Below are 26,291 nucleotides of genomic sequence, written 5' to 3' on the forward strand. Positions count from 1 at the left end.
GCGTGCCAGACACACCACCGCACCAGGCAGCAACCGTTCCCACCCCCCGACCCGAAGACCGAAGGCGTACTAGGCGCCACCTGCCACAACAGCAGGCCATAGTCGATGTTCCACCCGTGAGCACCACCCCGCACACACTCGGCACGGGCATGGGCCTGGACACCTGCACCAACCCCACGACAGGGCCGGCCAGCTGCCAGATGCTCCTTAGAAAGGAGGTGATCCAGCCGCACCTTCCGGTACGGCTACCTTGTTACGACTTAGTCCCAATCGCCAGTCCCACCTTCGACGGCTCCCCCCCAAGGGTTGGGCCACCGGCTTCGGGTGTTACCGACTTTCGTGACTTGACGGGCGGTGTGTACAAGGCCCGGGAACGTATTCACCGCAGCGTTGCTGATCTGCGATTACTAGCGACTCCGACTTCATGGGGTCGAGTTGCAGACCCCAATCCGAACTGAGACCGGCTTTTTGGGATTCGCTCCACCTTACGGTATCGCAGCCCTTTGTACCGGCCATTGTAGCATGCGTGAAGCCCAAGACATAAGGGGCATGATGATTTGACGTCATCCCCACCTTCCTCCGAGTTGACCCCGGCAGTCTCCCATGAGTCCCCGGCATAACCCGCTGGCAACATGGGACGAGGGTTGCGCTCGTTGCGGGACTTAACCCAACATCTCACGACACGAGCTGACGACAACCATGCACCACCTGTACACCGACCTTACGGGGAGCACATCTCTGCACTTTTCCGGTGTATGTCAAGCCTTGGTAAGGTTCTTCGCGTTGCATCGAATTAATCCGCATGCTCCGCCGCTTGTGCGGGCCCCCGTCAATTTCTTTGAGTTTTAGCCTTGCGGCCGTACTCCCCAGGCGGGGCACTTAATGCGTTAGCTGCGGCACGGAACCCGTGGAATGGGTCCCACACCTAGTGCCCAACGTTTACGGCATGGACTACCAGGGTATCTAATCCTGTTCGCTCCCCATGCTTTCGCTCCTCAGCGTCAGTTGCGGCCCAGTGACCTGCCTTCGCCATCGGTGTTCCTCCTGATATCTGCGCATTCCACCGCTACACCAGGAATTCCAGTCACCCCTACCGCACTCTAGTCAGCCCGTACCCACTGCAAGCCCGAGGTTGAGCCTCGAGTTTTCACAGCAGACGCGACTAACCGCCTACGAGCTCTTTACGCCCAATAATTCCGGACAACGCTTGCGCCCTACGTATCACCGCGGCTGCTGGCACGTAGTTAGCCGGCGCTTCTTCTGCAGGTACCGTCACTTTCGCTTCTTCCCTGCTGAAAGAGGTTTACAACCCGAAGGCCGTCATCCCTCACGCGGCGTCGCTGCATCAGGCTTGCGCCCATTGTGCAATATTCCCCACTGCTGCCTCCCGTAGGAGTCTGGGCCGTGTCTCAGTCCCAGTGTGGCCGGTCGCCCTCTCAGGCCGGCTACCCGTCGTCGCCTTGGTAGGCCATCACCCCACCAACAAGCTGATAGGCCGCGAGCCCATCCCCCACCGATAAATCTTTCCACACCCCCACATGCGCAGGAATGTCATATCCGGTATTAGACCCCGTTTCCAGGGCTTATCCCAGAGTGAAGGGCAGGTTGCTCACGTGTTACTCACCCGTTCGCCACTGATCCAACCAGCAAGCTGGTCTTCACCGTTCGACTTGCATGTGTTAAGCACGCCGCCAGCGTTCGTCCTGAGCCAGAATCAAACTCTCCGTCAATGTCTTGCGCCACCCGATCCGAAAACCAGGCAACAAACATTACGAACGGTCCGAACGGACCAAGATTCGGCTTCAATCAAGGACCCACCACCCACGGGGTGGACGGCAGATCCCCATCTCAACCAACAACCCACCCGACAACATCAGGCAGGCCATATGGCATCGACTACTTGGCACACTGTTGAGTTCTCAAGGAACAGACGCGCATCCGTTCGTGATCTTTCGATCCGGCCCGGAGGCAACCTCTCTAACTTAGCGGATCCGGTTCCTCTCGTCAAACCGCTTGTCAGCGGTTCGTTGATCGGTCGGGCCCGCAGCCGGCGCGCCTCTCAATGCCGGCGACATGGTCGTCGGCTCGAGGAGCTCCGGGGGGCGTCACCTGCGGGACCAGCCATCGCGGTTCGATCCGCGGTGTCCGTTCCTCCCTGCCGGGCGACATCGAGAAGATTACGCAGCGGATGGCGCGGAGATCAAATCCGCGGCTGCGTGACGCCGGTCACCGCGCGCGGATACCCATGATCATGCGGATCCGGCACCCTGCGGCGGCCCCGAGGGGCCAGCACGGCACGGTCGGCGGCTGTTCGGCGTGCCCGGAACGACTCGTCGCGCGCGGTGACCCGACGGGTCGATGAGCGGTCGCGCGCCAGGAACGTCCCGCATGCACGAGGCCGGCCCCCGCAGTGGGGGCCGGCCTCGTGTCCGGATGACGAGCGGGTCGGGCCCGCGTCCGTCCGGCATCGCGCTCGGACGGCGCCGGCGGGTCAGGCTCGTCGGCTCGTCTGCGCCTGGCCAGCTCGCGGCATGGTCCGCGTCGCCGTCGGTGCCCTCGTCAGTAGGTGCCCTCGTCAGTACAGGGCGCTCGCCATGGCGCGGCGGGCGGCCACGACGCGCGGGTCCTCGCCGCCGACGACGTCGAACAGCTCGACCAGCCGGACCCGGACCCGCTCGCGGTCGTCGCCCGCGGTCGCACGCAGGAGGTCGACCAGGCGCTCGAACGCGTCGCCCACCTTCCCGCCCAGCACGTCGAGGTCCGCGACCGCGAGCTGCGCGTCCACGTCGGTCGGGCGGTCCGCCGCGGCTGCCCGCACCGCGCCGAGGTCCGCGTCACGCGTGCGGGCCAGCAGCCCCACCTGCGCGAGCCCCGCACGCGCGTCGTGGTCCCGCGGGTTCTCCCGCAGCGCCTGCTCGTACGCGGCGCTCGCCGCCTCGAGGTCGTCGCGCTCGATCGCGTCGTACGCCGCCTGGTGCAGCGGCGGCAGCTCGGGCTCGGGCTCCTCCTGCGACACCTCGCGCGGCGTCACCGTCCCGGTCAGGCCGTTCGCCTGTGCGGCCTGCAGGACCTGGTCGATCACCGGGCGGATCTGCTCGCGCGGCGCCGGACCCTGGAACAGCGGGACGGGCTGCCCTGCCAGCACCGCCGCGACCATCGGGGCCGACTGCGCCCCGAACGCCTGCGCGATCTGCGGGTTCGCGTCGAGGTCGACCCGGGCGAGCAGCCACCGGCCCCCGTCCTCGTCCGCCAGCGCGGCCAGGTCCGCGACGACCTGCTGGCTGGCCTCGGACCACGTCGCCCACAGGACCACCAGGACCGGGTACTGGGTCGAGTGGCGCACCAGCTCGGGGAACGACGCCTCGTCGACGTCGACGACGTACGCGCCGGGCGTCGGCAGCCCGCCGGGCGTGCCGGGCGGCGGGGTGGGCTTCGCGAGGGCAGACAGGTCGACGGCCCCCCTCGCGTCGAGCCGGGGTCCCTGGGGGTCGTTCAGTGCCATCGCGTCGTCCTTCGTCGTGCCTGTGTCCGCCACGCGTCGCCCACGGACGACGCGATCCTGTCAGGAAGCGGTCGCCGCCGTCACCACGAGCTCGCCCGCGAGCACGCGCACCTGCGCGTCCGAGCCCGACGGGGGCACGTACAGGACGACGACGCCCGTGTACGTGCGCTTGAACTCCTTGGTCGCCGTGCTCGTTCCCGCGAGCGCTGCGTAGAACGGGTCCGAGAGCGGGAGCGACGAGCCCTCACCCGTGATCGTCATGCGCGCGACCGCGGTGAACGAACCCGTGACGATCGCGCCCCCGTCGACCGTGCGCAGCGACGCCACCGGCACCGGGTCCACCGCGTAGCTCGTCGCGGCCTCGCCGACCTTGCCCATGGACGAGCGGTCCTGCGCGCGGACCTTCGCCATCTCGTCGACCAGCGGGCTGTCCGCGAACTGCTCGGCGTACTCCGAGGCGTCGGCGTTCGCCGTGACGTCCATGAAGCGCTCGAGCGCCTCGGCGGGCGTCATCGTCAGGCTGTCGTCGTCGGCCGCGAGCTCCTCGGACCCTTCGTCCGCGGGCGCCGTCGCCGGCATCTGCGCGCCGGGCATCAGGCGCGCCCAGCCCCACAGCTTGTACACCGCACGGGGTGCGTCCTGCCTCAGGACGAGGATGCGCTGGGCCTGCAGGTCCTCGGGCTGCTCGGTCACGACGAGCTGCGTGCGCGACCACGCCGTCGTCTGCGGCACCACCATCGCGAGGGCCGACGTCGGCAAGGACGTCGGCTGCTTGGCGCCGTCGGTCGCCGACGCGCGCACGTACTCCGCGGTGCGCATGGACAGCGCCGGGCCCTCGACGCGCGGCTCGAGCGCGGCGGCGTCCAGCTTCTCGTCGGCGGTCGAGAGCACGTCGCCCAGCGCGGTCAGCACGCGCTCGGACTGCGGCACGGACAGCGCGGCGGGGGCCACCGCGGGGGCGGCGGGTGCGGCGGGCTGCGGGAGCTCGGGCGCGCACGCGCCGACGAGCAGCGCGAGCGTCGCCGTGGCGGTGACGCCGACGAGTCGACGAGGCGCGGACGTCCGTCGTGCGGTCATCGCTGTCCCTCCTGCGGCTGCGCGCCCTCGTCGTCCGTGCCCGGTGCGGCCGGCAGGCCCCACGCCCGGCGCCACGCGTCGGCGCGTGACCCTGCCGTCTCACCTGCTCGCTCGTCGGCGGGCTGCGTCCCCGCGTCGGGGCCCGGTGCGGTGGGCGTGTGCGGGACCCAGCCGCCGGGGCTCGGCAGCACCGGCCCGGCGCCCGACGGGGACGTCGGGGCGGGCGGGCTGACCGCGCCGGTGGGAGCGGTCGGGCCCGCGGGGGTCCGGGCGCCGAGCCACGACGGGCGGGTCCGGCCGGTGTGGTCCGCGGCGGCCGCACCGGACGGGGCCGGAGCGGCAGCGTTCGGAGACTGGACGTTCGGAGACTGGGCGTTCGGCGCCTGGGCGTTCGGGGCCGGAGCGCTCGGCGCACCCGCGTGGCCCGGCCGCCCGCCGGTGGGCGACGTCGCCGAGGACGACGGCAGAGCACCGACGGGGTAGCCCGTCGCCGCGACCGGCGCGGGCCGGCCGGGGCGCGCGCCGGGCGTCGACGGTGCCGGGTTCGCGCCGGGCCGGGGCGGCTGCGGAGCGGACGGCCCGGGGCCGGCGGGGCGCGACGTGGGCGCAGCCGACGGTGCGGCGCCTGCGGTGTCGTGGACGACGGGGATCGCCGAGGTGGGCGTCGAGCTGCCGCGCAGCGCGCGACGGCTCGGCGGACGCTGGTCCCCGGACGGTGCCGCGGGGCCGATCGCCATGGTCGCGGCCGCCCTGCCCTCGGGACCGCCGGTGGTGGTCGCCTCCGGCGCCGACGCCGCGGCGGACGAGCTGACGGGCGCCGACGAGGCCGTGCGCGCGTCGTCGGGACGCGTCACGGTCGCGGCGCCAGGGGCAGCGGACCCTGCGGTGGCAGGCCCGGGGGTGAGCGGCGGGATCGGCGTCAGGGCGGGGGTCGCGGAGTGGCGTCCCTCCTCGTGCGGGGGGTGGACCGTCTGCTGCGGGCCGGTCACGCGCGGGACGCCGCCGGTGGGCGGCCGGCCGGACCGGGCCGCCTCCTGCGCCTCGCGGATCTGGCGGCGGGTGAGCGGCTGCCCCTCGGCCGCGGCCACCGGGACGCTGCCGGTGTGCACCGGCTCCCAGCTGCCGGTGCGGCGCGAGGACCAGTCACGCAGCAGGACGACCCCGGCCGCCGCGACGAGCAGCGCACCGACGACCACGCACGGCCACAGCCACGGGGTCGTCACGACGCGCGGCCAGGAGATCTCGAGGGTCGGCTCGACCTCGCCGCGGCTCACCGCGAGCAGGCTCCACCGTCCCGGCTGCGCGGGCCACACGAGCTCGGCGCTGCCGTCGCCCGTCGCCTGCGCCACCCAGTTGTCGTTGCCCGCGGGGCTGGCCTGCGTGGGGGTGGCGGGAGCCTTCGCGTCGGCGGTCGCCTTCCCGGTCGGCGCGGCGGATGCCGCCGACGAGGCGGCGCTCGTCGCGGCCGCGGTCGCGGCAGCCTTCGGCGACCCGGTCGCGGCGGGCGTCGACGCGGGAGTCGGCGCGTCGGTGGGGACGGCTGCCGGGTCCGGCTCGCCCGTCGTCGTCGCGAGGCGGTCCCAGGCCGACAGCCCCGTGACGCGCGTGTAGGCGTCGGAGCCGACCCACCCGTCGACGTCGGTGTCGCGGCCCACCACGACGACGACCTCGGCGCCGTCGGAGGCCGTCACCCGCACGGTCGCGGGGTCGCCGCCGAGCTCGAGGACGCCGGGGTCGGTGACGACGACGTGCGACGACGCGGTCGTCGTCGCGACCATCACGTCGTCGGCACGCCACACCGTCGCCGATGCGACACCGAGGCCGATGACGACCAGTCCGACGACGCCGGCGGCGGCCGTGATCACTCGCTTGCGCACGCACAGTCCTCTCGGGCGGAGACGCCCAGGATAGGCGCAGGACCGCGAACCGCGACGACACGACCGGGCATATCCGGGCATTCCGGGCAGCGCCGACGACGACCTGCACATCCTGTCCACACGACGGCGACACCCTGCCCGCCACCAGGCGCGGGCACCGGGCCGCCCCCGGGGCCGAGCGTGAGCCGGGCACCGGGCCCGTCACCAGGCCGACCACCGGCACCCCGACCGCAGCCACTATCCTGGCGCAGGGCCCGGAGCCGCCGTCCACGCGCGCCGGCGGCTCGGCGACATCGCCATCAGCCCGGCCCACGCCACCGAGGAGGAAGTCTCGTGCCCGAAGCCCGGCCGCAGTTCCCCGTCGTCAACTTCCGCGGGTACGAGCGTGAGGCCGTCGACGCCCGGATCGCGAGCCTCGAGCAGGCGCTCGCGGACACCCGCGCCCAGGTCGAGGCCCTCGACTCCAAGTCCCTGCAGATCGCGGGCGAGCTGTCCGAGGCGCACCGTCAGCTGCGCGAGGCCGAGCGGCCCACGTACTCCGGCCTGGGCTCGCGGATCGAGCAGCTCCTGCGGTCCGCCGAGGAGCAGTCGTCCGACGTCGTCACGCAGGCCAACGCGCAGGCCGCGGACGCGCTCGCGCGGGCCAAGCTCGCCGCCGGCCAGCTGCGCGCCCGCGCCGAGAACGAGGTCGCCGAGCTGCTCGCGACCGCGCGCCGCGAGGCGGAGGAGGTCCGCTCGACCGCCGCGACCGAGGCGGAGAGCACGCTCGTCGCCGCACAGCGCCGGGCCGAGGAGCTCGTCGGATCCGCGGAGCGCGAGGCCGCCCGCATCCAGAGCGCCATCACGACCGAGGAGTCGGAGCGCCGCACGACGCTCGAGCGTGAGCTGGGGACGCTGCGCGCGACGGTCGAGCACGAGGCGACGCAGCTGCGTGTGGCGACCGAGCGCACCGCGAGCGAGCTGCGCGCACGCACCGAGGCCGAGACGACCGCGCTGCGCGACGAGGCCGACCGGTACGCGCAGGACCTGCGGCAGACGGCCGACGAGGAGACGACGAACCTGCGCACGCGCACCGAGGCCGAGGCCGCGGCGCTGCGGGCGGAGGCCGAGCGGTACTCCGCCGAGCTGCGCGCGACCGTCGCGGTCGAGGCCGCGCAGGTGCGGCAGGAGGCCGAGAACGCGGCGACCACGCTGCGCACCCAGGCGCAGGAGTTCGCCGACAGCACGCGCGCCGCGGCGGAGCGCGACGCCACCGCGCTCCAGCAGCGCGTCGCCGCCGAGGTCGCGGCGCTGCGCACCGAGGCGGACCAGTACTCGGCGTTCGTGCGCGCCCAGGCCGACCGGGAGACGGGTGAGCTGCGGGCGAGCGTGAACGACGAGGTCGCGGCGCTGCGCCAGCAGGCCGACCAGGCGGTCGTGCTCGCCCGCACCGAGGCCGAGCAGTACGCGGCGGAGGTCCGCGCCGCGGCCGAGCGCGAGGCCGCCGAGCTGCGCGAGCGCGTCGCGTCCGAGACCACGCACCTGCGCGAGAGCACCGAGCGAGAGACCACCGAGCTGCGGGAGACGACGACGCGCGAGGCGGCGGAGCTGCGCGCGACGACCGAGCGCGAGACGCGCGAGCAGCGCGAGCAGACGCGCCTCGACACCGAGCGTGTCCTCACCGAGGCGCGTCGTTCCGCGGGCGAGACGTTCGCGAACGCCAAGGCGCGCGCCGACGAGCTCGTCCGCGAGGCCGAGCAGCGCCTCGCGGACGCCGAGCTGGAGATCGCGTCGCGCCGCGAGGCGAGCGAGCGTGAGGACGCGGCCCGGCACGACGCCGCGCGCGCCGAGACCGAGCGTCTCGTGCGGGACGCCGAGGCACACGCGGCCGACGCCGAGGAGCGCGTCGCCAAGGCGCTCGTGCACGCCGAGAAGGTCCGCGTGGACGCCGAGACGCACGCCAAGGAGCTGCTCGCGAACGCGCGGCGGAACGCCGACAAGGTCGTCGCGGAGGCGCGCGAGCACGCCGAGAAGCAGATCTCGGAGGCCATGACCGAGTCCGAGCGCGAGCGGACGACCGCGGCACGCCAGGTCGAGGACCTCAACCGGCAGCGGGAGTCGATCACGACGTACCTCGACGAGCTGCGCGGCCTGCTGGGCAGCGAGCCCACGAGCGCGTCGGTCGAGCGGGCGCGGCGCGCCGAGGCCGAGTTCGCGGCGGCCAACGGCCCCGCAGCGACGGCGACCGCAGCGGCTGCGTCGGCCGCGCCCGCGGCGCCGGAGCGTACGACGCCCCCGGCGGCGAAGTCCCCGGCCCCCGCCCGGCCCGCGGCGAAGGCGCGCGCGAAGTCGCGGCCCGCGCCGCTGTCCGCCGCACCCGCACCGGTCGCGGTCGACGACCCCGCGCCGGAGCCGGCCGACGAGCCGAGCAAGGACGCCGCCGAGGAGCAGAGCGGCCCCGCGCCCGCGGAGCAGGTCGACGCCCAGGCCACGGCTCAGGGCGACGGGCAGACCGACGGGGTCGCGGAGGCCGAGGCCGACGGCGAGCGCCCGCAGGACGCCCCGGACGGCGCGGCCGAGCCGGCCGACGACACGGCCGCCGCGCAGCACGACGACGAGGCACGCAGCGACGCGGACGACGAGCAGGTCGGCTCGCGCTGAGGCCGCAGCGGCGGCCGTCCCGACCGGGCCGGCCGCCGTCCCGCGTCGGACGGACACCTCGTCGGACGCAGGACGACCGCCCCGACCCTCAGGTCCGGGCGCCCGACGACCGATCAGGACGGTCATGAGCGACACCGACGCCGCGCGCTGGCGCGCCGAACGCCGTGAGGCCGCGCACGCGCACGCGGAGGCGCTGCGCCAGCGGCGCGAGTCGGAGTCCGCGCAGGCCCGCGCGATGATCACCGAGTTCCTCGCGCACGCGCGTGAGCACGGCCCGCAGCCCGAGCCGCTGCGCGTGCGCACGTACGACGGCCGCGCCCGCTACCGCACGCCGCTGCACGGCTGGTACCTGCGGTTCGACGAGACCGTCGCGATCGACACCGACGGCGAGTTCTACGTGCTGCGCACTCCCCCGAGCGTCGTCGGCCGGTTGCGCGGCGTGCGCCCCGAGCCGTCCGACCCGCCGCTCGTCATCGGTGCGGGCGGCAAGGACGGCGAGTCGATCGACATGAGGGACGCGCTCGCGCGGCTGCGCACGGAGGGCTGAGCGGGCCCGGCGTCGACGACGTCAGGACGACACCGCTCGCTGCACCAGGTCGTCGAGGGCGGCCGCCACCGCGCCGGGCTGCTCGACCGCCGACATGTGGCCCGAGCGCGGCACGACGACGAGCTGCGCGTCGCGCGCCGACGAGGCGAGGTGCTCGGCCGCCGCGACCGGCGTCACCGCGTCCTCGTCACCGACCACCACCACCACCGGGCCGTCGAACGCCGCGAGGACGTCCGTGCGGTCGGGCCGCGACGCCATCGCGCGCTGCGCCCACGCGACCCCGGCGGGCGACTGCTCGTCGATCCAGGCAGCGAGCTGCGCGGTGACGTCCGGCCGCGCGGCGCGCGTCGACTCGCCCACGAGCGTCGTCGCCATGCCGCGGACCGGGTCGACCGTGCCCGTCGACTCCGCCTCGTCGGCGATCCGCAGGCGGTTGGCGCGCGCGTCGGCCGTGTCCGCGGTCGACTTGGTGTCGACCAGGCCGAGCGCCGCGACGAGGGGCGCGTGCCGCTCCGCGAGCGCGAGCGCGACGTAGCCGCCCATCGAGAGCCCGACGACGACCGCGCGCGTCACCCCCGCCTCGGCGAGATCGGCCGCGACCCGGTCCGCCGCGGCCTCGACCGACGGCTCCGGCAGGTCCGCGTCCGCACCCGCCGCGCCCGGCAGGTCGGCCGCGAGCACGCGGTGCGGCGCGGTGAGGCGTCCCGCGACCGCGGTCCACATGCGGTGGTCGAGCGGGAAGCCGTGCAGCAGCACGACCGCCAGGTCGTCCCCGCCGTCCCGCAGCACGTGCAGCGTCATGCGTCCTCCTCGCGCGCGTCGCCGCGCTCGTCGTCGGCGCCGTCCACGGGCGTGCCCGTCCCGGTCGTCGCGGTCGTCGACGGCCCGTCCCAGGTCGTCGGCAGCGGCGCGTGCCCCGGCAGGACGTGCGCGACCACCTCGTCGAGCACGCGCCGCACGGCCGGCTCGCCGACCCACAGGTGCTTGGCCCCGTCCACACCGATGACCTCGGCCTGCGGCACGCGCGCGAACCGGGCGCGCGCCTCGTCGGGACGCAGGTAGTCGTCCAGCTCGGGCACGAGCACGACGAGCGGACGGCCGAACTCGGCCCACGCGTCGAGGTCCGCGTCGCTCGCGCGGTGCAGCGGCGGCGAGAGCAGGATCGCGCCCTCGACCGACGGGTCGTGCCCGTGCATGAGCGCGAGCTCCGTGCCGAACGACCAGCCGACGAGCCACCGGCGCGGCAGGTCGTGGAACTCCGCGTACTCGATCGCCGCCGCGACGTCGAAGCGCTCACCCCGGCCCTCGTCGAACGACCCCTCGCTGGTGCCGCGCGGGCTCGACGTCCCGCGCGTGTTGAACCGCAGCACGGCGAGGTCCGCGAGCGCGGGCAGCCGCCAGGCCGCCTTGCGGTACACGTGCGAGTCCATGTAGCCACCGTGCGTGGGCAGCGGGTGCAGCGTCACGAGCGTCGCGGCGGGCGTCGCGGGTCCGCCGTCCGGGCCGAGCGGGCGGGCGAGCTCGCCGACGAGCGTGAGCCCGTCCGCCGTGTGCAACTCGACGTCCTCGCGGTACGCGGGCAGGACGGTCAGGGAGCGGATCTGGGTGGGACCAGCGGTGGTCGCGCCGGCGTCGGTGGCCGGGTCCGGGGTCGGGGTCGTGGTGCTCATCCCGACGAGCCTATGCCGTGCCCCCGGCCGTGCGCGCGGGGCCCCGGACCAGCGCGGTGGCGTGCTCGAGCACCACCGCGACGCCGTCGTCGACGTTGGCGGGGCACGTGTGCCGTGCACCGGCACGCACCTCGTCGTACGCGTTCGCCATCGCGAACGAGTGGCCCGCCCACGCCAGCATCGGCAGGTCGTTGGGCGCGTCGCCGCACGCCCAGACGTCCTGCGCGCGCACCCCACGCTGCTGCGCCCACGCGGCGAGCGCACCCGCCTTCGTCACGCCGCGCGCGCTGACCTCCCCGAGCCCCACGGCACCCGAGTCGGCGACGAGCGCCGCGCTGCCGACCGCCCGCTGCACGACGGTCGCGTGCCCCGTGCCGTGGTCGGCCCGCGTGCGCACGAGCAGCTTGAGCGTCGAGTCGGTCAGGACGTCCTCGATGCGGTCCGCGACGGGGTACCGCTCGGGCAGCACGTGCGCGTCGACGTAGCCGCGCTCGGCGGCGAAGCCGTGCACGCTCTCGACCGCGAGGTGCACCTCCCCGAGCGCGTCCCGCAGCCTGCGGGCGAGCGCGCCGACGAGCGTGGCGGGCATGCCGTTCTCGGCGAGCACGCGACCGGTGGCGACCTCGACGACCGCGGCGCCGTTCGCGCAGATCGCCACGCCGTGCCCGGCGACGTGCGACGCGAGGTCCGAGAGCCAGCGCGGCGGGCGCGCGGTCACGAACACCACCTCGATCCCCGCGTCCTCGGCGGCGCGCAGCGCGGTGGCCGTCCGCGGCGACACGGCGCCCGCCGGGTCGAGCAGCGTGCCGTCGAGGTCGGTCGCGAGCAGGCGCGGCGCGCGCGTGGGCCAGGTCGCGGCGGGGCCCGCGGTCACGTCACGCCCCCCTCGTCGGGCGACGGGCGGCGCCACGCGTCGTCGGGCCGCGGCGGCCGCGCGCCTCGAAGCACGCCGCGTGCCAGTGCCGCCGGTCCTCGACGCCGGCACCGCGCCAGTCGTCGGTCCGCCACGCGACGACGTGCGCCGTGCCCGCGGGGACCGGCTGGTCGCAGCCCGGGCAGCGGTAGTCGCGCTCGCCGCCGCGCACCCGCTGCACGACCCACTCCCCGTCCGGTCCGTCCTGGACCGTGCGCCCGCCCGTGGCCCGGTGCACGTCGAGCGGGACGTGCTCGGCGCCGTAGGGGCGCTTGGTCGAGCGGCGGGCCATGAGCCGATCCTCCCCGATGCGCGCACGGGACGACGAATCGTGACGACGAGCCCGACGACGAGCCCGACGACGAGCCCGACGACGAGCCCGACGACGAGCCCGACGACGAGCCCGACGACGAGCGTGCCCGGCGGCGCGTGCTGCGCCGCCGGGCACGGGTGGCTCGGGGTGACGAGGTGGCTCGACCGGGTCGAGCCGACGTCAGAGCGTCGCGGCCGACTCGATCGTCGGGATGGTGCGGGTGCGCACGAGCTCGGCGTACCAGCGACCCGAGTCCTTGACCGTGCGCTCGAGCGTGTCGTAGTCGACGCGCACGACACCGAACCGACGGTCGTAGCCGTAGGCCCACTCGAAGTTGTCCAGGAACGACCAGACGAAGTACCCGACGACGTCCACGCCCTTGTCGATGGCCTCGCCGACGGCGTCGATGTGGTCGTGCAGGTACGCGACGCGCTCGACGTCGTGCACACGACCGTCCTCGTCGACGGTGTCGTAGAACGCGGCGCCGTTCTCGGTGACGGCGAGCGGCAGGTTCGGGTAGCGCTCGTGCAGCTCGACGAGCAGCTCGACGAGACCCTCGGGCTCGATGTTCCAGCCCATCGCGGTGTGCGGGCCGGGCTGCGGGAGCCACTCGGAGTGGGTCGCGCCGACCCACGGCGAGTGGACCGACGAGCGGTGGCCGTCCGGGCCGGGCTTGCCGTCGCCGACCGGCGGCGTGCCGTACCGGACCCGGCCGGTGGAGTAGTAGTTCACGCCGAGCAGGGCGAGCGGCACCTTGATGAGGTCGAGGTCCCCGTCGAGCACGAACGACCAGTCGGTGATCGACTCCGTGTCCGCGAACACCTCCTTGGGGTACTCGCCGTCCACCACGGGGCGCAGGAACACCTCGTTGGCGATGGTGTCGACGCGGCGCTTGGCCTCGACGTCCGCGGGGTCGTCGCTCGCGGCGCGCGTCACGTGGAGGTTGAGCGTGATGGAGATGGGCGTGTCCTCGCCGAGCACGTCCTTGATCGCCCGCGCGGCGAGGCCGTGCGCGAGGTTGAGGTGGTGCACGGCGCGCAGCGCCTTCTCGTCGTCCGTGACGCCGGGGGCGTGCACGCCGCTCGCGTAGCCGAGGAACGCCGAGCACCACGGCTCGTTGAGGGTCGTCCACAGGTGCACGCGGTCGCCCAGCACCTCGGCGACCTTGCGCGCGTACTCCTCGAAGCGCAGCGCGGTCTCGCGGTTGGCCCAGCCGCCCGCGTCCTCGAGCGGCTGCGGGAGGTCCCAGTGGTACAGCGTGACGACGGGCTTGATGCCCGCGGCGACGAGCCGGTCGACGAGGTCGGAGTAGAACGCGAGGCCGGCCTCGTTGAACTCCCCCGAGCCCGTCGGCTGGATGCGCGGCCACGCCAGCGAGAAGCGGTACGCCTCGAGGCCGAGCTCGGCCATGAGCGCGACGTCCTGCTCGACGCGGTGGTAGTGGTCGGCGGCGACGTCGCCGGTGTCGCCGCCCAGCACCTTGCCGGGCGTGCGGGAGAACGTGTCCCAGATCGACGGGCCACGGCCGTCGACGTCGACGGCGCCCTCGATCTGGTAGGACGCGGTGGCCGAGCCCCACAGGAAGTCGGCGGGGAACTGGCGGCCGGACGGACGCGTCGTGGTCATGGCTGGGTCCTTCGGTGGCTGGGCGCGCCCCGCGGTGACCGGGCGGGGGCGGTACGGGGTGGTGCGCAGTACGGGCGCCGGAACCGGTTCCGGCGGGATCGAATCGTTACGATACCCGACGAGCGGCCGTCGGACCAGCAGCGGCCGCCCGTCGAGAGACGATACGTCCTCAGCCCCGGGGGGCGGCCAGCTCCACGACGACCTCCGCGACGCCCGCGGGCGCACTCGCCGTCACCGCACCCGACTCGCGCCCGCGCTCCACGCTGACGTGCCACGGCGCGCTCGTGCCCTGCGCGATCACGCGCACGCGCTCCCCGACCCGCTCGACCGTGAACCACACGGGGTCGCCGCCCGACGACGACGGCACGCGCGTGCGGCTGCGGTGACCGTCGGGCAGGTCGAACAGACGCAGCGTCAGGCCGTCCGCCCAGTCGCCGTCCGGCCGGTCGGTGTGCGCGGCGAACGGCAGCACCGTGCCGGGCCGCACGTACAGCGGGAGCGAGCTGAAGCCGTGCTCCTCCCGCACCCACCGGGGGCCGGTGACCTGCGACCCGTCGAGCAGCGACGTCCACGTCCCGTCCGGCACGTACACGTCCACGTCGCCCTCGGCCGAGAAGACCGGCGCGACGAGCAGCGAGTCGCCCAGCATGTACTGCGTGTCGACCGTGGCCGCGCCGCGGTCGGTCGGGAACTCCAGGACCATCGGGCGCATCACCGGCACGCCCTGCTCGTGCGCCTGCTCCCCCAGCTCCGCGAGGTACGGCATCAGCCGGTGCTTGAGGTGGGTGAACGTGCGCGTGACGTCCACCGCCTCGTCGTCGAACGCCCACGGCACGCGGTAGGAGTCCGAGCCGTGCAGACGGCTGTGCGAGGACAGCAGCCCGAACGCGACCCAGCGCTTGAACACCGCCGGGTCCGGCCGGCCCTCGAAGCCGCCGATGTCGTGGCTCCAGTACGCGAACCCCGACGAGGCGAGGGACAGGCCGCCGCGCAGCTCCTCCGCCATCGACTCGAACGTCGACTCGCAGTCGCCGCCCCAGTGCACGGGGAACTGCTGGCCGCCCGCCGTCGCCGACCGGGCGAACAGCACCGCCTCACCCTCGCCGCGCTCCGCCTCGAGCAGCTCGAACACCGCGCGGTTGTACAGGTGCGTGTAGTAGTTGTGCATCCGGTGCGGGTCGCTGCCGTCGTGCCACACGACGTCCGTCGGGATCCGCTCGCCGAAGTCGGTCTTGAACGCGTCCACCCCCTGCCCCAGCAGCTCGCGCAGGTAGCCGGTGAACCACGCCACGGCGTCCGGGTTGGTGAAGTCGACGAGCGCCATGCCCGCCTGCCACATGTCCGTCTGCCACACCGAGCCGTCCGCGCGCGTCACCAGGAACCCGCGGTCCCTGCCCTCGTCGAACAGCCGCGAGCGCTGCGCGATGTACGGGTTGATCCACACGCAGATGCGCAGGCCCCGGGCCTTGAGCCGGGACAGCATGCCCACCGGGTCCGGGAACGTCGCCGGGTCCCACACGAAGTCGCTCCAGTGGAACTCGCGCATCCAGAAGCAGTCGAAGTGGAAGACGGACAGCGGCAGGTCGCGCTCCGCCATGCCGTCCACGAACGACGTGACCGTGGCCTCGTCGTAGCTCGTGGTGAACGACGTGGACAGCCACAGCCCGTACGACCACGCGGGGACGCGCGCGGGGCGGCCCGTGAGCGCGGTGTACTTGCGCAGGATCTCCTTGGGGCTCGGCCCGTAGATCAGGTAGTAGCGCAGGGTCTGGCCCGCGACCGAGAACTGCGTCCGGGAGACCACCTCGGTGCCGACCTCGAACGACACGCGCCCCGGGTCGTCGACGAACACGCCGTAGCCCGCGTCCGACAGGTAGAACGGCACGTTCTTGTACGCCTGCTCGCTCGCCGTACCACCGTCGGCGTTCCAGATGTCGACGCTCTGGCCGTTCTTGACGAACGGTCCGAACCTCTCCCCCAGCCCGTACACGTGCTCGCCGACGCCCAGCGAGAGCTGCTCGTGGACGTACGCGTCACCCGCCGCGTCGGTCACGACGCCGATGCTGCGCGGGGTCGACGACGTGAGCACCCGCCCGCCGCCGGAGAACTGCACGCCCCACGCGCCCTCGGTGCGCACGGTCGCCGTGAGCGCGCCGGAGCGCACCTCGGCCGTGCCCGTGCCCGGCTCGTGCGTGATCTTGAGGTCCGGTGTGCCGCCCGCGACCTCGAAGCGCGGGCCGCGGTCCGTGCCGCCGCGGTGGTGGTCGACCTGCACCCCGATCACGTCGTCGAGCGGCGAGGTGAACGTCACCGTGACGAGCGGGCGGTTGAGGGTGTCGCCGCGCGTCGTCAGCGGTGCGGTCGAGGACCACACCGTGAGCCGGTCGTCGTCGACCCGCACGTCGGCGACGTCGCGGGGGCGCAGCACCTGCACCCCCGGCAACGGGAGCCAGTAGCCGTCGGTGAACTTCATCGCAGTGCTCTCTCTCGTCGAGGACGACGGGTGGTGTCGGGGCGGGGCGGGTCAGCCGGGCGGGGCCGACGCGACACCCGCGACGACCGCCGCCCCGCCGGGGGGCAGACGCAGGACGCCGTCGTGGACGGGCACGCCGAGCAGGTCGCGCGCACCCGGGACGAGCTCGACCGCCCGCTCGTCGCCGGCGTGGTTGAGCAGGAGCACGAGGTCGCCGCGCTGCGCGACCTCGACGCCGTCGGGGACGAGCGGCAGCGGGCCGTGCACGCCGGCGGCGGCCGCGCAGTCGAGCACGACACGGTCCAGGACCGCCGGGTCCGGGAGCGTCGAGACGTACCAGGCCTGGCCGCCGCCGGGCAGCACGCGGCGGGTCACCGCGGGCGCGCCCGCCAGGTCCGCCCCGTCGTACGTCGCGAGCACCTGCGCGTCACGCGCCTCGAGCCGCTCCGACCACACGTGCGCCCGGTGGTCGCCGTACGTCGCGCTGCGCAGCGCGACGCCCGCGTCGGGCAGCGGCCGCCACTCCTCGCCCGCGACGCCGAGCACGTCCGTCCAGGGCCCGGGGAACGGGCCCGTCCGCACGCGCGTCGTCGGGTCCTGCACGCCGCTGAACGGCCCGACGAGGAGCACGCCGCCCCGCCGCGGGACGTGCGCGATCGCGGCTGCCGCCCGGTCCGCGACCAGCGGCAGGGCGGGGACGACGACGAGGTCGTACGCGTCGAGGTCCGCGTCCGACGGCACGACGTCGGTCGCGACGCCCGCGCGCCACAGGGGGCGGTGGTACGCCTCGAGCTGCGCGACGACGTCCAGGCGGTCCGACGGCCGCGCGGGCAGCCCGCCCGCCCACAGCGCGGGCCAGTCGAAGACGAGGGCCGCGCGCGCCGGGACGCGGGTGCCCACCAGGTCGCCCAGCAGCGCGAGCACGCGGCCCTGGTCCCGGACCGCCCGGTGCAGGTGCGTGTCCGGCCCGGCATGCGGGAGCAGCGCCGAGTGGAAGCTCTCCGCGCCCGCGGCGGACTGGCGCCACTGGAAGTAGCAGACGCCGTCGGCGCCGTGCGCGACCGCGCGCAGCGAGTCCTGCAGCATCTGCGCGGTCGTCTTGGGGACGTTGTGCGGGCGCCAGTTCACGGCCCCCGCCGCCTGCTCCATGAGCAGCCACGGCGCACCACCGGCCACGCCGCGCGTCAGGTCGTGCGTCAGCGCCGCGCGCGCCGGGCTGGTCGGGTCCTGCGGGTCGCCGTAGTGGTCGTCGGACACGACGTCGAGGTCGGCGGCCCACGAGTGCTGGTCGACGCCGCCGAAGAAGCCCATGGCGTTCGTCGTGACCGGCGCGTCGGAGCCCGCGCGCAGCACGGCGGCCTGCTCGCGGTACAGGGTCAGCAGCTGGTCGGACGTGAAGCGCCGCCAGTCCAGCAGCTGCGCGGGGTTGTGCAGGTAGGGCGCGGCGCGCGGCGGCACGACCTCGTCGAACGTGCGGTACCGCTGGCTCCAGAACGCCGTGCCCCACGCGTCGTTCAGGGCGTCCACGTCGCCGTACCGGGCGGACAGCCAGCGGCGCAGCCGCGCGGCGCACAGGTCGCAGAAGCACTCCTGGCCGAACTCGTTGCCGACGTGCCACATCGCGAGCGCGGGGTGCCCCGCGTACCGGTCGACGAGCGTGGTCGCGACACGCAGCGCGGCCGCGCGGTACGCGGGCGCGCTCGGGCAGAAGTGGTTGCGCGACCCGACGGACATGCGCACGCCGCGCGCGTCGACCGCGGACGTCTCCGGGTGCAGCGCTGTGAGCCACGGCGGCGGCGACGCGGACGGGGTCGCGAGGTCGACCGCGACGTCGTGCTCGTGCAGCAGGTCCATGACCTCGTCGAGCCAGTCGAGGTCCCACGTGTCCTCGGCGGGCTGCAGCACGGACCACGAGAACACCCCGACGGTCACGAGCGAGACGTGCGCGTCGCGCATGAGCGCGACGTCCTCGCGCCACGTGGCGCGCGACCACTGCTCGGGGTTGTAGTCCGCGCCGTACAGCAGCCGACGACCACCGGGACGGTCGGTGAGGGACGCGAGGCCGCGGCGGGTGGGGGCGGTCATCGCGGTCCTCCTGGGCTGGGTGACGCGGCCGGGTGGTGGGGCGCCGGGGATGTCGGTCGGCATCGCGCCCGACGATCGTCGAAGCGCTTCAACGCGCGGTCGTCGATGATGCTAGCCACGCGCGAGCAGCGGCGTCCACAACCGGGCGTCCGGCGCGTGCGTTGGTGCGGGGACGCCGCGAGCGGGTGAATCGAAGCGATTAGTCGAGATCCACGATGAAGACGTTCGACACCGCGCCCCGCGGCATCGGTAGGATCCGCCGCATGGCCACGATCGCCGACGTCGCGAAGCTCGCCGGCGTCTCGTCGTCCACCGTCAGCTACGTGCTCTCCGGGAAGCGGCCCATCTCCGCCGCCACCCGCGCGCGCGTCGAGCGCGCGATCCGCGAGCTCGGGTTCAGCCCGCACGCGGGCGCCCGCGCGCTCGCGACCAACCAGACCAACGTGCTCGGGCTCGTCGTCCCGCTGCGCGCGCTCGAGACGAACTCCGCGACCGTCATGGAGATCGTCGCGGGCGTGCTCGCCGGGGCCCGTGAGCACGGCGACGACGTGCTGGTCCTCACCGACGAGGACGTCGCGGACGTGCACCGCCTCGCCGCCGGGTCGCGCGTCGACGCGCTCGTCCTCATGGACATCGAGCGCCACGACCCGCGGCTGCCCGTGCTCGCCGCGCTGCGCCAGCCCTCGATCCTCATCGGCGTGCCCAGCGACTCGCAGGGCCTGTCGTGCGTCGACCTCGACTTCACGGCCGCGGGCCGGCTCGCCGTACGGCACCTGACCGAGCACGGCCACCAGCGCATCGCGCTGCTGGGCGCGAGCGAGGCCGCGATCGCGCGCAGCGCCAACTACGCCGTGCGCATCATCGAGGGCTTCCGCGAGGAGGCGGGCCGCCTCGGCGTGCGGCACACCGTGGTGCCGCTCGAGGAGTCCTACCCGCAGGCCGCGGCCGCCGTCGCCCGCGCGCGCGCCGAGGTCGAGGGCGTCACGGCGTTCGTCGTGCACAACGAGGGCGCGCTGCCCGGGGTGCTCGACGCGCTCGCCCGCGAGGGCCTGCGCGTGCCCGAGGACGTCTCCGTGCTCGCGGTGAGCCCGACGCGGCTCGCCGCCCACCTGCCCGTCCCGCTGTCCGTCATCGACATCCCGTCCGTCGAGATCGGCCGCACCGCCGTCGCGATGGCCGTCGACCGGCAGGCTCGCCCCATGGCCGTCGAGACACGGCTGCTCGCCCCGCGGCTGCTCGAGCACGGCAGCTGCGCGGCACCGCCCGCGCCCTGAGCCCGTCGCGTCAGCCCGCACGGTCCACCAGGCCCGGCCCGAGCCGCGTCGCGCGACCCGCGCGCAGCCGCACCCGCCGGACCGTCCCCGCGTGCTCGACCTCGCGCTCCTCGTCGCGCCCCGGGTGCAGGACCACCTCGACGAGCCGCCCCGCCGACCAGCGCACGTCGAGCGTCAGCGCACCCGGCGCGCGGACGCCGACCACCGCGCCGTCGGGCCACGACGGTGGCAGCGCGGGCAGGACACGCACGCGCGTACGCGTCGCGGACACGAGCGCCTCCGCGATCGCGGCCACCAGCCCGAGGTTGCCGTCGACCTGGAACGGCGGGTGCGTCGAGAACAGGTTCGGCAGCAGACCGCCCGCGGTCGGGCCGTCGCCGCGCGCCGGCAGGAGGGCGTCCGCGAGCACCGACTCCAGCCCGGGACCGTCGCCGAGGCGCGCGCGCAACGCGGCCTTCCAGGCCATCGACCACCCGGTCGACCCGGGGCCGCGCGCGTCCAGGCTCGCGCGCGCCGCCTCGGCGACGTGACGTCCGGACCCGGGCACGGCGGGGCCGGACGCGTGCTCCCGCGGCGACCGTGCGGTGTCGCCGAGGAGCTCGTCGAGCGGGTACAGCCCGACGAGGTGGGAGAGGTGCCGGTGGTGCGGGTCCCGCGCGGGCGCGTCGTCGGGCCACTCGCGCAGCAGGCCGCCCGCACCGGCACCCGGACGCGGCAGACGCTCGAGCGCGTCCGCCCAGCGCGGCACCAAGGGCTCGTCGAGCCCGAGCACGTCGACCGCCTCGAGGCAGTGCGTCAGCAGGTCGCGCACCAGCGCGACGTCCATCGTCGACCCCGCGCACAACGCGACCGGCCGGCCGTCGACGAGCCGCTCGTTCTCGGGTGACGACGACGGGCTCGGGACCAGCCCGCCCGCGCCGTCGGGCACCAGCCAGTCGAGCGCGAACGCGGCCGCACCGCGCAGCACCGGCCACACCTCGCGCAGCACGTCCTCGTCAAGCGAGTAGGCGTAGCGGTCCCACAGGTGACGGCACAGCCACACGCCGCCCATCCACCACCCCGCCCACGCCGGGTCACCCTGGCCCCGGCCCACCGGCAGCGCCCAGCCCCACACGTCGCTGTTGTGGTGCGCGACCCAGCCGTCGCAGCCGTACAGCTCGCGCGCCACCGCCGTACCCTGGCGCGCCAGCAGCCGCACGAGGTCGACGAGCGGCCCGACGCACGCCCCCAGGCCGGTCGGCTCCGCCGCCCAGTAGGCCATCTGCAGGTTGATGTTCAGGGTGTACGCGCTCGACCAGGGCGGGCGGTGCTCGTCCATCCACCGTCCCTGGAGCGTCACGGGCGGCGCACCGGGCCGCGACGACGCCATGAGCAGGTAGCGGCCGAACGCGAACGCCGCCTGCGCACGCTGCGCGAGCGGCACGCCGCGGACCTCGTCGATCGCGTCGGGCAGGACGAGGTCCACGGGAGCACCGAAGGACAGCGTGGTCGCGTCCGCGAGCGCCCGGTGGTCGGCCACGTGCCGACGCTCCGCCAGGTCACCGTCCGCGGTCCCCCGCGCGAGCGCGGCGCTCGCGGCGTGGGTCGCGTCGGCGAGCGCGTCGCCCGGCGCCCGCAGCGGGCCCGGGTCCGGCCAGCGGGACGTCGTCGCGGTCGCCAGGACGGCCTCGACCCACGTCGCGCCGGTCACGCGCACGCCGTCCCGCGCCCAGGTCAGGCGTCCGTCGCTCGCGACGCGCAGGACCGCGGCGCCGACGAGCGTGCGGGCCGGTCCGTGCCGCGTCACGCCCGGCACGACCTGCTCGTGCGGCGGCGCGACGTCGAACGGCAGCTCGACGAGCACGCGGACCGCGTCGGGGCCGGCCGCGTCGGGGTCGCCCGCGTCGGGGCCGGCCGCGTCGGGGTCGCCCGCGTCGAGGCCGACCGCGTCGGTCTCGTCCGCCGCGGGACCCGGATGGGCGCCCACGAGACGCAGCGCCAGCGTGAACCGCGTGCCCGTGGCGCGCCAGCGGCCGTGCAGGCAGCCGTCCGGCGCGGACGCGAACCACCGCACGTCGAGCCCGCCCGGCGACCCCGCGCGCGGGGTCGTGAGCCGCTCGGTGACGAGGCCGTCGCGCAGGTCGAGGGCCCGCCCGCAATACTCGAAGTCCTCCGCGCCGCCGTCGTCGGCATCCCCGTCGTCGGGAAGGACGTCGGCCCACAGGTCGGCGAACGGCTGGTACGCCTGCGCGTACGGCCCCTGCAGGGACCCGAGGAGCGCGGCGGCCTCGTCGTGCCGGCCGTCGGCGACCGCGTCGCGCAGCCGCGCGAGCGTGCCCGGCCCCACACCGCGCGCGCGCAGGTCCGCGAGCGCGCGCGCCGGCCCGTCCGGGTGGCCGGACCACGCGGTCGCGTCGTTCACCTGCACGCGCGCGTCGCGCACTCCGCCGTGCACCATCGCGCCGAGCCGGCCGTTGCCCACGGGGAACGCCTCGACCCACCGGCGCGCGGGGCCCGTGAACCGGAGCCGGTCACCGCCCGACACGTGCGACGCCTCAGCCCTTGACGGCGCCGAAGATGACGCCCTTGGTGAAGTGGCGCTGGACGAACGGGTACACGACGAGGATCGGGATCACCGCGAGCACCATCACAGCCATCTTCACGGGCATACCCGTGACGGCGCCCGCGCCGACGTCCACCTGCCCGGTGCCCGAGCCCGGCAGGGTCACGCCCTGCAGCACGTACGAGCGCAGGACGAGCTGCAGCGGCCACTTGGTGTTGTCGTTGATGTAGAGCATCGCGTTGAAGAACGCGTTCCAGTAGCCCACGCCGTAGAACAACGCGACGACGGCGACCACGGCCTTCGACATGGGCAGCACGATCCGCAGCAGGATCCGCCAGTCACCCGCGCCGTCCATGCGCGCCGCGTCGAGGATCGCATTGTCGATGCCCATGAAGAAGTTGCGCAGGATCAGGACGTTGAACGCCGAGACCGCGCCCGGCAGGATCAGCGCCCAGTACGTGTCGATCAGGTCGAGCGAGCTCACCAGCAGGTACGTCGGGATCATGCCCGCACCGAAGAACATGGTCACGAGGAACACGAACAGGATCGGCCGGTGCGCGAACGAGCCCGGGCGCGACAGGCCGTACGCGGCGAGCACCGACACGACCACCGAGATGACCGTGCCCACCGCGGTGACGCCGACGCTCACGAGCGCGGCCCGGGTCACGACGCCACCCGACAGGATCTGCGTGTAGGCGCGCAGCGTGAGGTCCCCGGGGACGACGACGAGCCCGCCCGCGTCGATGGACTCCTGCGTGGTCGACAGGCTCGTCACGACGACGGTCCACAGCGGGAACAGCACCGCCAGGACGACGAGCGTGAGCACGACGACCTTCGTCGTCTGACCCGCGAGCGAGGGGCGTTCCTCCCACACGGCGCGGTACTTGTTGCGGCGCGGCCGGCGCGGTCTCCTGCCACGCGCGTCGTCGACGACGTCGCGTGGCAGCACCGCCGCCTGACCTGAGATCTCCGGACCGGTCCCCGTCATGCGCGCTGGTACACCCCCGCCTCACCGAACACGTGCGCGAGCTTGTTCGCCCCGAGGACCAGCGCGAGGCTCACGACACCCTTGACCAGCCCCGCGGCGGCCGCGAAGCTCCAGTCCCCGTAGATGACACCCTGGTAGTAGACGTAGGTGTCGATGACCTCGGACACCTGCGCGCCGACCGCGTCGCGCTGCAGGATCAGCTGCTCGAACCCGACCGTCAGCGCGTCGCCGAGGCGCAGGATCAGCAGCAGGACGATGACGGGCCGCAGCGCGGGCAGCGTCACGTGCCACATGCGACGCCAGCGGTTCGCGCCGTCCATGACGGCGGCCTCGTACTGCTCGGGCGGCACCGTGCTGAGCGCGGCGAGGAAGATGATGATCCCCCAGCCGGCGTCCTTCCAGATCGACTGCGACGTGATGAGCACCAGGAACGTGTCCGGGTTCGTCATGAACGTCACGGCGTGGTCGACGCCGTTGTTGCGCAGCGTCTGGTTGATGAGCCCCGCGCCGCCGAAGATCTGCTGGAAGATCGTCACGACGAGCACCCACGAGAAGAAGTGGGGCAGGTAGACGATCGACTGGATGACCGTGCGGACGCGCGGCGAGACGACGCTGTTGAGCAGGAGCGCCAGGAAGATCGGGACCGGGAAGTAGAACACGAGCTGGAACAGCGTGATCGCGAGCGTGTTCTCGACCGCGTCGAGGAACAGCGGGTTGTCGAACACCCGCACGAAGTTGTCCCAGCCGACGAAGGGGCTCGCGACGAAGCCCTGGTACGGCGAGTAGTCCTGCCACGCGATGACGTTGCCGAGCATCGGGACGTACGCGAACACGACCAGGAGCACGATCGCGGGCAGCGTCATGAGCAGCAGCGAGCGGTCGCGGCGCAGCCGGGTGGTCCACGGGACCGCACGGTGCGGCACGTTCGTGCCCGCCCGCCGCGGTCCGCGCGGCGCCCGCGTCCTGGCGGCCGTCCGTGCGTCCGACCCCGCGACCGGTCCGCTCGTCGGGCCGTCCGCAGGTGCCGCCGCCTCGTCGGCGGCGGCACCCTGCGTGAGTCGAGCACCCGTCACAGCTGGTCCAGGATCTCCTGGTAGAACGCGCGCAGCTCCTCGCCGCCCGACGCCTTCCAGGTCTCGACCGCGGGATCGAGGTCGGTGAGCTTCTTGCGGCCGCGCACGATGTCCTTCTCGAGGTCGACGAACGGCTGGCCGATCGACGCGTAGCGCGCCGGCTCGACGATCTGCATCGCGAAGAACAGCGGCTCGGTCACGTACTGCGCCGCGTCCGCCATCCACGTGCTGTACGCCTCGACGAAGCCCGGGTACTGCACGCGTGCCTGCGCGACCGGCGGGTCCACCAGGAACATGTACGTGGGCTGCAGCTCGGTCGCCGCGAGCTCGGTCGGCACGGGCACGCCCTGGTCGTCCTTGGTGTAGTGCACCCCCTCGACGCCGTTGTTGATGACGTCGAACTCGGTGGTGCCGAACGGTGCCGCGAGCACGTTCGCGAGTGCGAGCAGCTCGGTGATGCGCGCCTCGTCGTCGGACTTCTTGAGGAACGAGAAGATGTTCGCCGGGTTGCCCTGGAACAGCACGGGCGTGCCGCCGTCGGCCGCGATCGGCGCGAACGGCTGCTGCCAGTAGTCGGGGTTCGCGCCCAGGTTGTCGCGCAGCGCCTCGTGCCAGCCGCCCAGGCCGTCGCTCGCGATGAGGGAGCGCCCGCCCTGGAACCGGGTCTTCGCCTCGCCCGTGTTGCCGGCGACCGCGTCGGGGTGGACGGCGCCCGACGCGAACAGCTTCGCGGTCCACTCGAGCGCGGCGCGGTACTCCTCGGTCTCGACGCGGTTGACGAGCGTGTCGCCGTCGAGGGTCCACTTGGGGGGCACCGCGAACATCTGGGTCGCGGTGATCCACAGGTCCTCGGCGCCGTACACGTTGCCGCCCGTGAGCTCCTTCGCGAGGTCGAGCAGGTCCTGCGCCGAGCGCACGTCGACGGTGATGCCCTTGGCCTCGATGAGGTCCTTGCGGTAGAAGGTCGCGTCGGTGATGAGCTCACCCGGGAACGGCAGGCCGTAGAGGCGGTCGTTGAACACGCAGAACTTCCACGCTGCGGTGGGGATGTTCGCGAGGTTCGGGTAGTCCTTGACCTTGTCGCCCGCGAGGAACGGCGTGAGGTCCTGGAACAGGTTCGGCACGATCTCCGAGCCGAACCGCGGCGGGATGTTCCACGTCGGGACGCACACCCAGTCCGGCACGTCCTTCGCGGACGCGAGCACTGTCGCGAGCTTGTCGCCGTACGTGTTGCCGTCCGAGATGCGGAACTCGATCGTCGAGCCGAGCGCGCCGTTGACCGCCTCGTAGTACTTGTTGCCCTGGACCGGCGGGATGGTGCCCCACAGGGGCGTCATCGCGGTGAACGTCAGGCCCGTGCCCGGCGGCTCGGGGACCGACTGCACGAACGACTCCGGGATGGTCGTGTACCCCGGCGTCGAGCCGTTGACGCCCGGGACGTCGGGCTTCGCGTACTCCACGGGGTAGTACGCGGGCAGGATCTGCGCGGACACGGTCGCCTGCGCGGAGGGCGCAGCGGCGCCGCCCTGCCCGCCGCCGCTGCACGCGGACAGCAGCGACGGCACACCGACGACCGCGGCACCCGCGGCGATCATCCCGAGGAACCCACGGCGGCCGACCTCCACGTCGGCGAGCCGGCCGGTTCGAGGGGTGGAGCTGTTCATGAGCGTCCTCACTCCCTTATGCGGACG

Annotated in this window: 17 protein-coding genes and 1 rRNA gene; 3 read left to right on the forward strand and 15 right to left on the reverse strand. The window is 73.9% G+C overall.

The genetic code is table 11. From position 1 onward, the window contains the following. Positions 1-211: 211 nt before the first annotated feature. The 4 genes from ACT17Q_RS11945 to ACT17Q_RS11960 form a co-directional block, all read right to left on the reverse strand. Positions 212-1,730 (reverse strand): 16S ribosomal RNA (locus tag ACT17Q_RS11945). Between the two features lie 845 nt (positions 1,731-2,575). After that, a complete protein-coding gene (locus ACT17Q_RS11950) occupies positions 2,576-3,502 on the reverse strand; it encodes a tetratricopeptide repeat protein (protein WP_094182038.1) in 927 nt (308 codons plus the stop codon). A 60-nt stretch (positions 3,503-3,562) separates the two neighbouring features. Then, positions 3,563-4,579, reverse strand: coding sequence for a hypothetical protein (locus tag ACT17Q_RS11955; RefSeq protein ID WP_444662647.1), 1,017 nt, complete (start codon positions 4,577-4,579; stop codon positions 3,563-3,565). Further along, a complete protein-coding gene (locus tag ACT17Q_RS11960; RefSeq protein ID WP_444662649.1) occupies positions 4,576-6,456 on the reverse strand; it encodes a hypothetical protein in 1,881 nt (626 codons plus the stop codon). Before ACT17Q_RS11960 ends, ACT17Q_RS11955 begins: the two co-directional genes overlap by 4 nt. Before the next feature lie 333 nt (positions 6,457-6,789). On the opposite strand from ACT17Q_RS11960, the gene ACT17Q_RS11965 reads away from it, so the two are divergent. Together ACT17Q_RS11965 and ACT17Q_RS11970 are read left to right on the forward strand one after the other, a co-directional pair. Next, complete coding sequence (locus ACT17Q_RS11965; protein ID WP_444662651.1) at positions 6,790-9,096, forward strand: hypothetical protein; 2,307 nt, start codon at positions 6,790-6,792, stop codon at positions 9,094-9,096. 124 nt (positions 9,097-9,220) lie between these two features. Next, a complete protein-coding gene (locus tag ACT17Q_RS11970; RefSeq protein ID WP_444662653.1) occupies positions 9,221-9,643 on the forward strand; it encodes a hypothetical protein in 423 nt (140 codons plus the stop codon). Between the two features lie 21 nt (positions 9,644-9,664). Here ACT17Q_RS11970 and ACT17Q_RS11975 read toward each other — a convergent pair whose 3' ends face one another. The 7 genes from ACT17Q_RS11975 to ACT17Q_RS12005 all read right to left on the reverse strand — a co-directional run bounded on the left by ACT17Q_RS11975 (position 9,665) and on the right by ACT17Q_RS12005 (position 18,723). Continuing rightward, positions 9,665-10,444, reverse strand: a complete 780-nt coding sequence (locus ACT17Q_RS11975) for an alpha/beta fold hydrolase (RefSeq protein WP_444662655.1) — start codon at positions 10,442-10,444, stop codon at positions 9,665-9,667. Then, positions 10,441-11,313 (reverse strand): alpha/beta hydrolase, encoded by an 873-nt coding sequence (locus ACT17Q_RS11980; RefSeq protein ID WP_232514594.1) that lies wholly within the window; start codon positions 11,311-11,313, stop codon positions 10,441-10,443. Before ACT17Q_RS11980 ends, ACT17Q_RS11975 begins: the two co-directional genes overlap by 4 nt. A gap of 10 nt (positions 11,314-11,323) precedes the next feature. Continuing rightward, a complete protein-coding gene (locus ACT17Q_RS11985) occupies positions 11,324-12,187 on the reverse strand; it encodes an HAD family hydrolase (RefSeq protein ID WP_444662658.1) in 864 nt (287 codons plus the stop codon). Between the two features lies 1 nt (position 12,188). Then, positions 12,189-12,518, reverse strand: a complete 330-nt coding sequence (locus ACT17Q_RS11990; RefSeq protein ID WP_141320963.1) for a hypothetical protein — start codon at positions 12,516-12,518, stop codon at positions 12,189-12,191. 201 nt (positions 12,519-12,719) lie between these two features. Further along, positions 12,720-14,165 (reverse strand): GH1 family beta-glucosidase, encoded by a 1,446-nt coding sequence (locus ACT17Q_RS11995; protein ID WP_444662660.1) that lies wholly within the window; start codon positions 14,163-14,165, stop codon positions 12,720-12,722. Positions 14,166-14,334: 169 nt separating this feature from the next. Continuing rightward, on the reverse strand, positions 14,335-16,638 hold the full coding sequence (yicI, locus tag ACT17Q_RS12000) for an alpha-xylosidase (RefSeq protein ID WP_444662662.1): 2,304 nt from the start codon (positions 16,636-16,638) through the stop codon (positions 14,335-14,337). A 51-nt stretch (positions 16,639-16,689) separates the two neighbouring features. Beyond that, positions 16,690-18,723 (reverse strand): beta-galactosidase, encoded by a 2,034-nt coding sequence (locus ACT17Q_RS12005; RefSeq protein WP_444662664.1) that lies wholly within the window; start codon positions 18,721-18,723, stop codon positions 16,690-16,692. Between the two features lie 263 nt (positions 18,724-18,986). Here ACT17Q_RS12005 and ACT17Q_RS12010 point away from each other — a divergent pair, with 263 nt between their 5' ends. After that, the gene (locus ACT17Q_RS12010; protein WP_141320971.1) at positions 18,987-19,997 is read left to right on the forward strand and encodes a LacI family DNA-binding transcriptional regulator; all 1,011 of its coding nucleotides are present in this window, start codon (positions 18,987-18,989) and stop codon (positions 19,995-19,997) included. Positions 19,998-20,007: 10 nt separating this feature from the next. On the opposite strand, the gene ACT17Q_RS12015 is transcribed toward ACT17Q_RS12010, so the two are convergent. The 4 genes from ACT17Q_RS12015 to ACT17Q_RS12030 are packed head-to-tail and all read right to left on the reverse strand — an operon-like array spanning position 20,008 to position 26,264. Beyond that, a complete protein-coding gene (locus ACT17Q_RS12015) occupies positions 20,008-22,521 on the reverse strand; it encodes a glycosyl hydrolase family 95 catalytic domain-containing protein (protein WP_444662667.1) in 2,514 nt (837 codons plus the stop codon). A gap of 10 nt (positions 22,522-22,531) precedes the next feature. Then, positions 22,532-23,527 (reverse strand): carbohydrate ABC transporter permease, encoded by a 996-nt coding sequence (locus ACT17Q_RS12020; protein ID WP_094179444.1) that lies wholly within the window; start codon positions 23,525-23,527, stop codon positions 22,532-22,534. Next, the gene (locus ACT17Q_RS12025) at positions 23,524-24,600 is read right to left on the reverse strand and encodes an ABC transporter permease (RefSeq protein ID WP_444662670.1); all 1,077 of its coding nucleotides are present in this window, start codon (positions 24,598-24,600) and stop codon (positions 23,524-23,526) included. The genes ACT17Q_RS12020 and ACT17Q_RS12025 overlap by 4 nt, the downstream gene beginning before the upstream one ends. Then, positions 24,597-26,264, reverse strand: a complete 1,668-nt coding sequence (locus ACT17Q_RS12030) for a sugar ABC transporter substrate-binding protein (RefSeq protein ID WP_444662672.1) — start codon at positions 26,262-26,264, stop codon at positions 24,597-24,599. The genes ACT17Q_RS12025 and ACT17Q_RS12030 overlap by 4 nt, the downstream gene beginning before the upstream one ends. Positions 26,265-26,291 lie beyond the last annotated feature (27 nt).

Origin of the sequence: Cellulomonas sp. CW35, from assembly GCF_052378485.1 — a bacterium.
GTDB lineage: Bacteria > Actinomycetota > Actinomycetes > Actinomycetales > Cellulomonadaceae > Cellulomonas > Cellulomonas uda.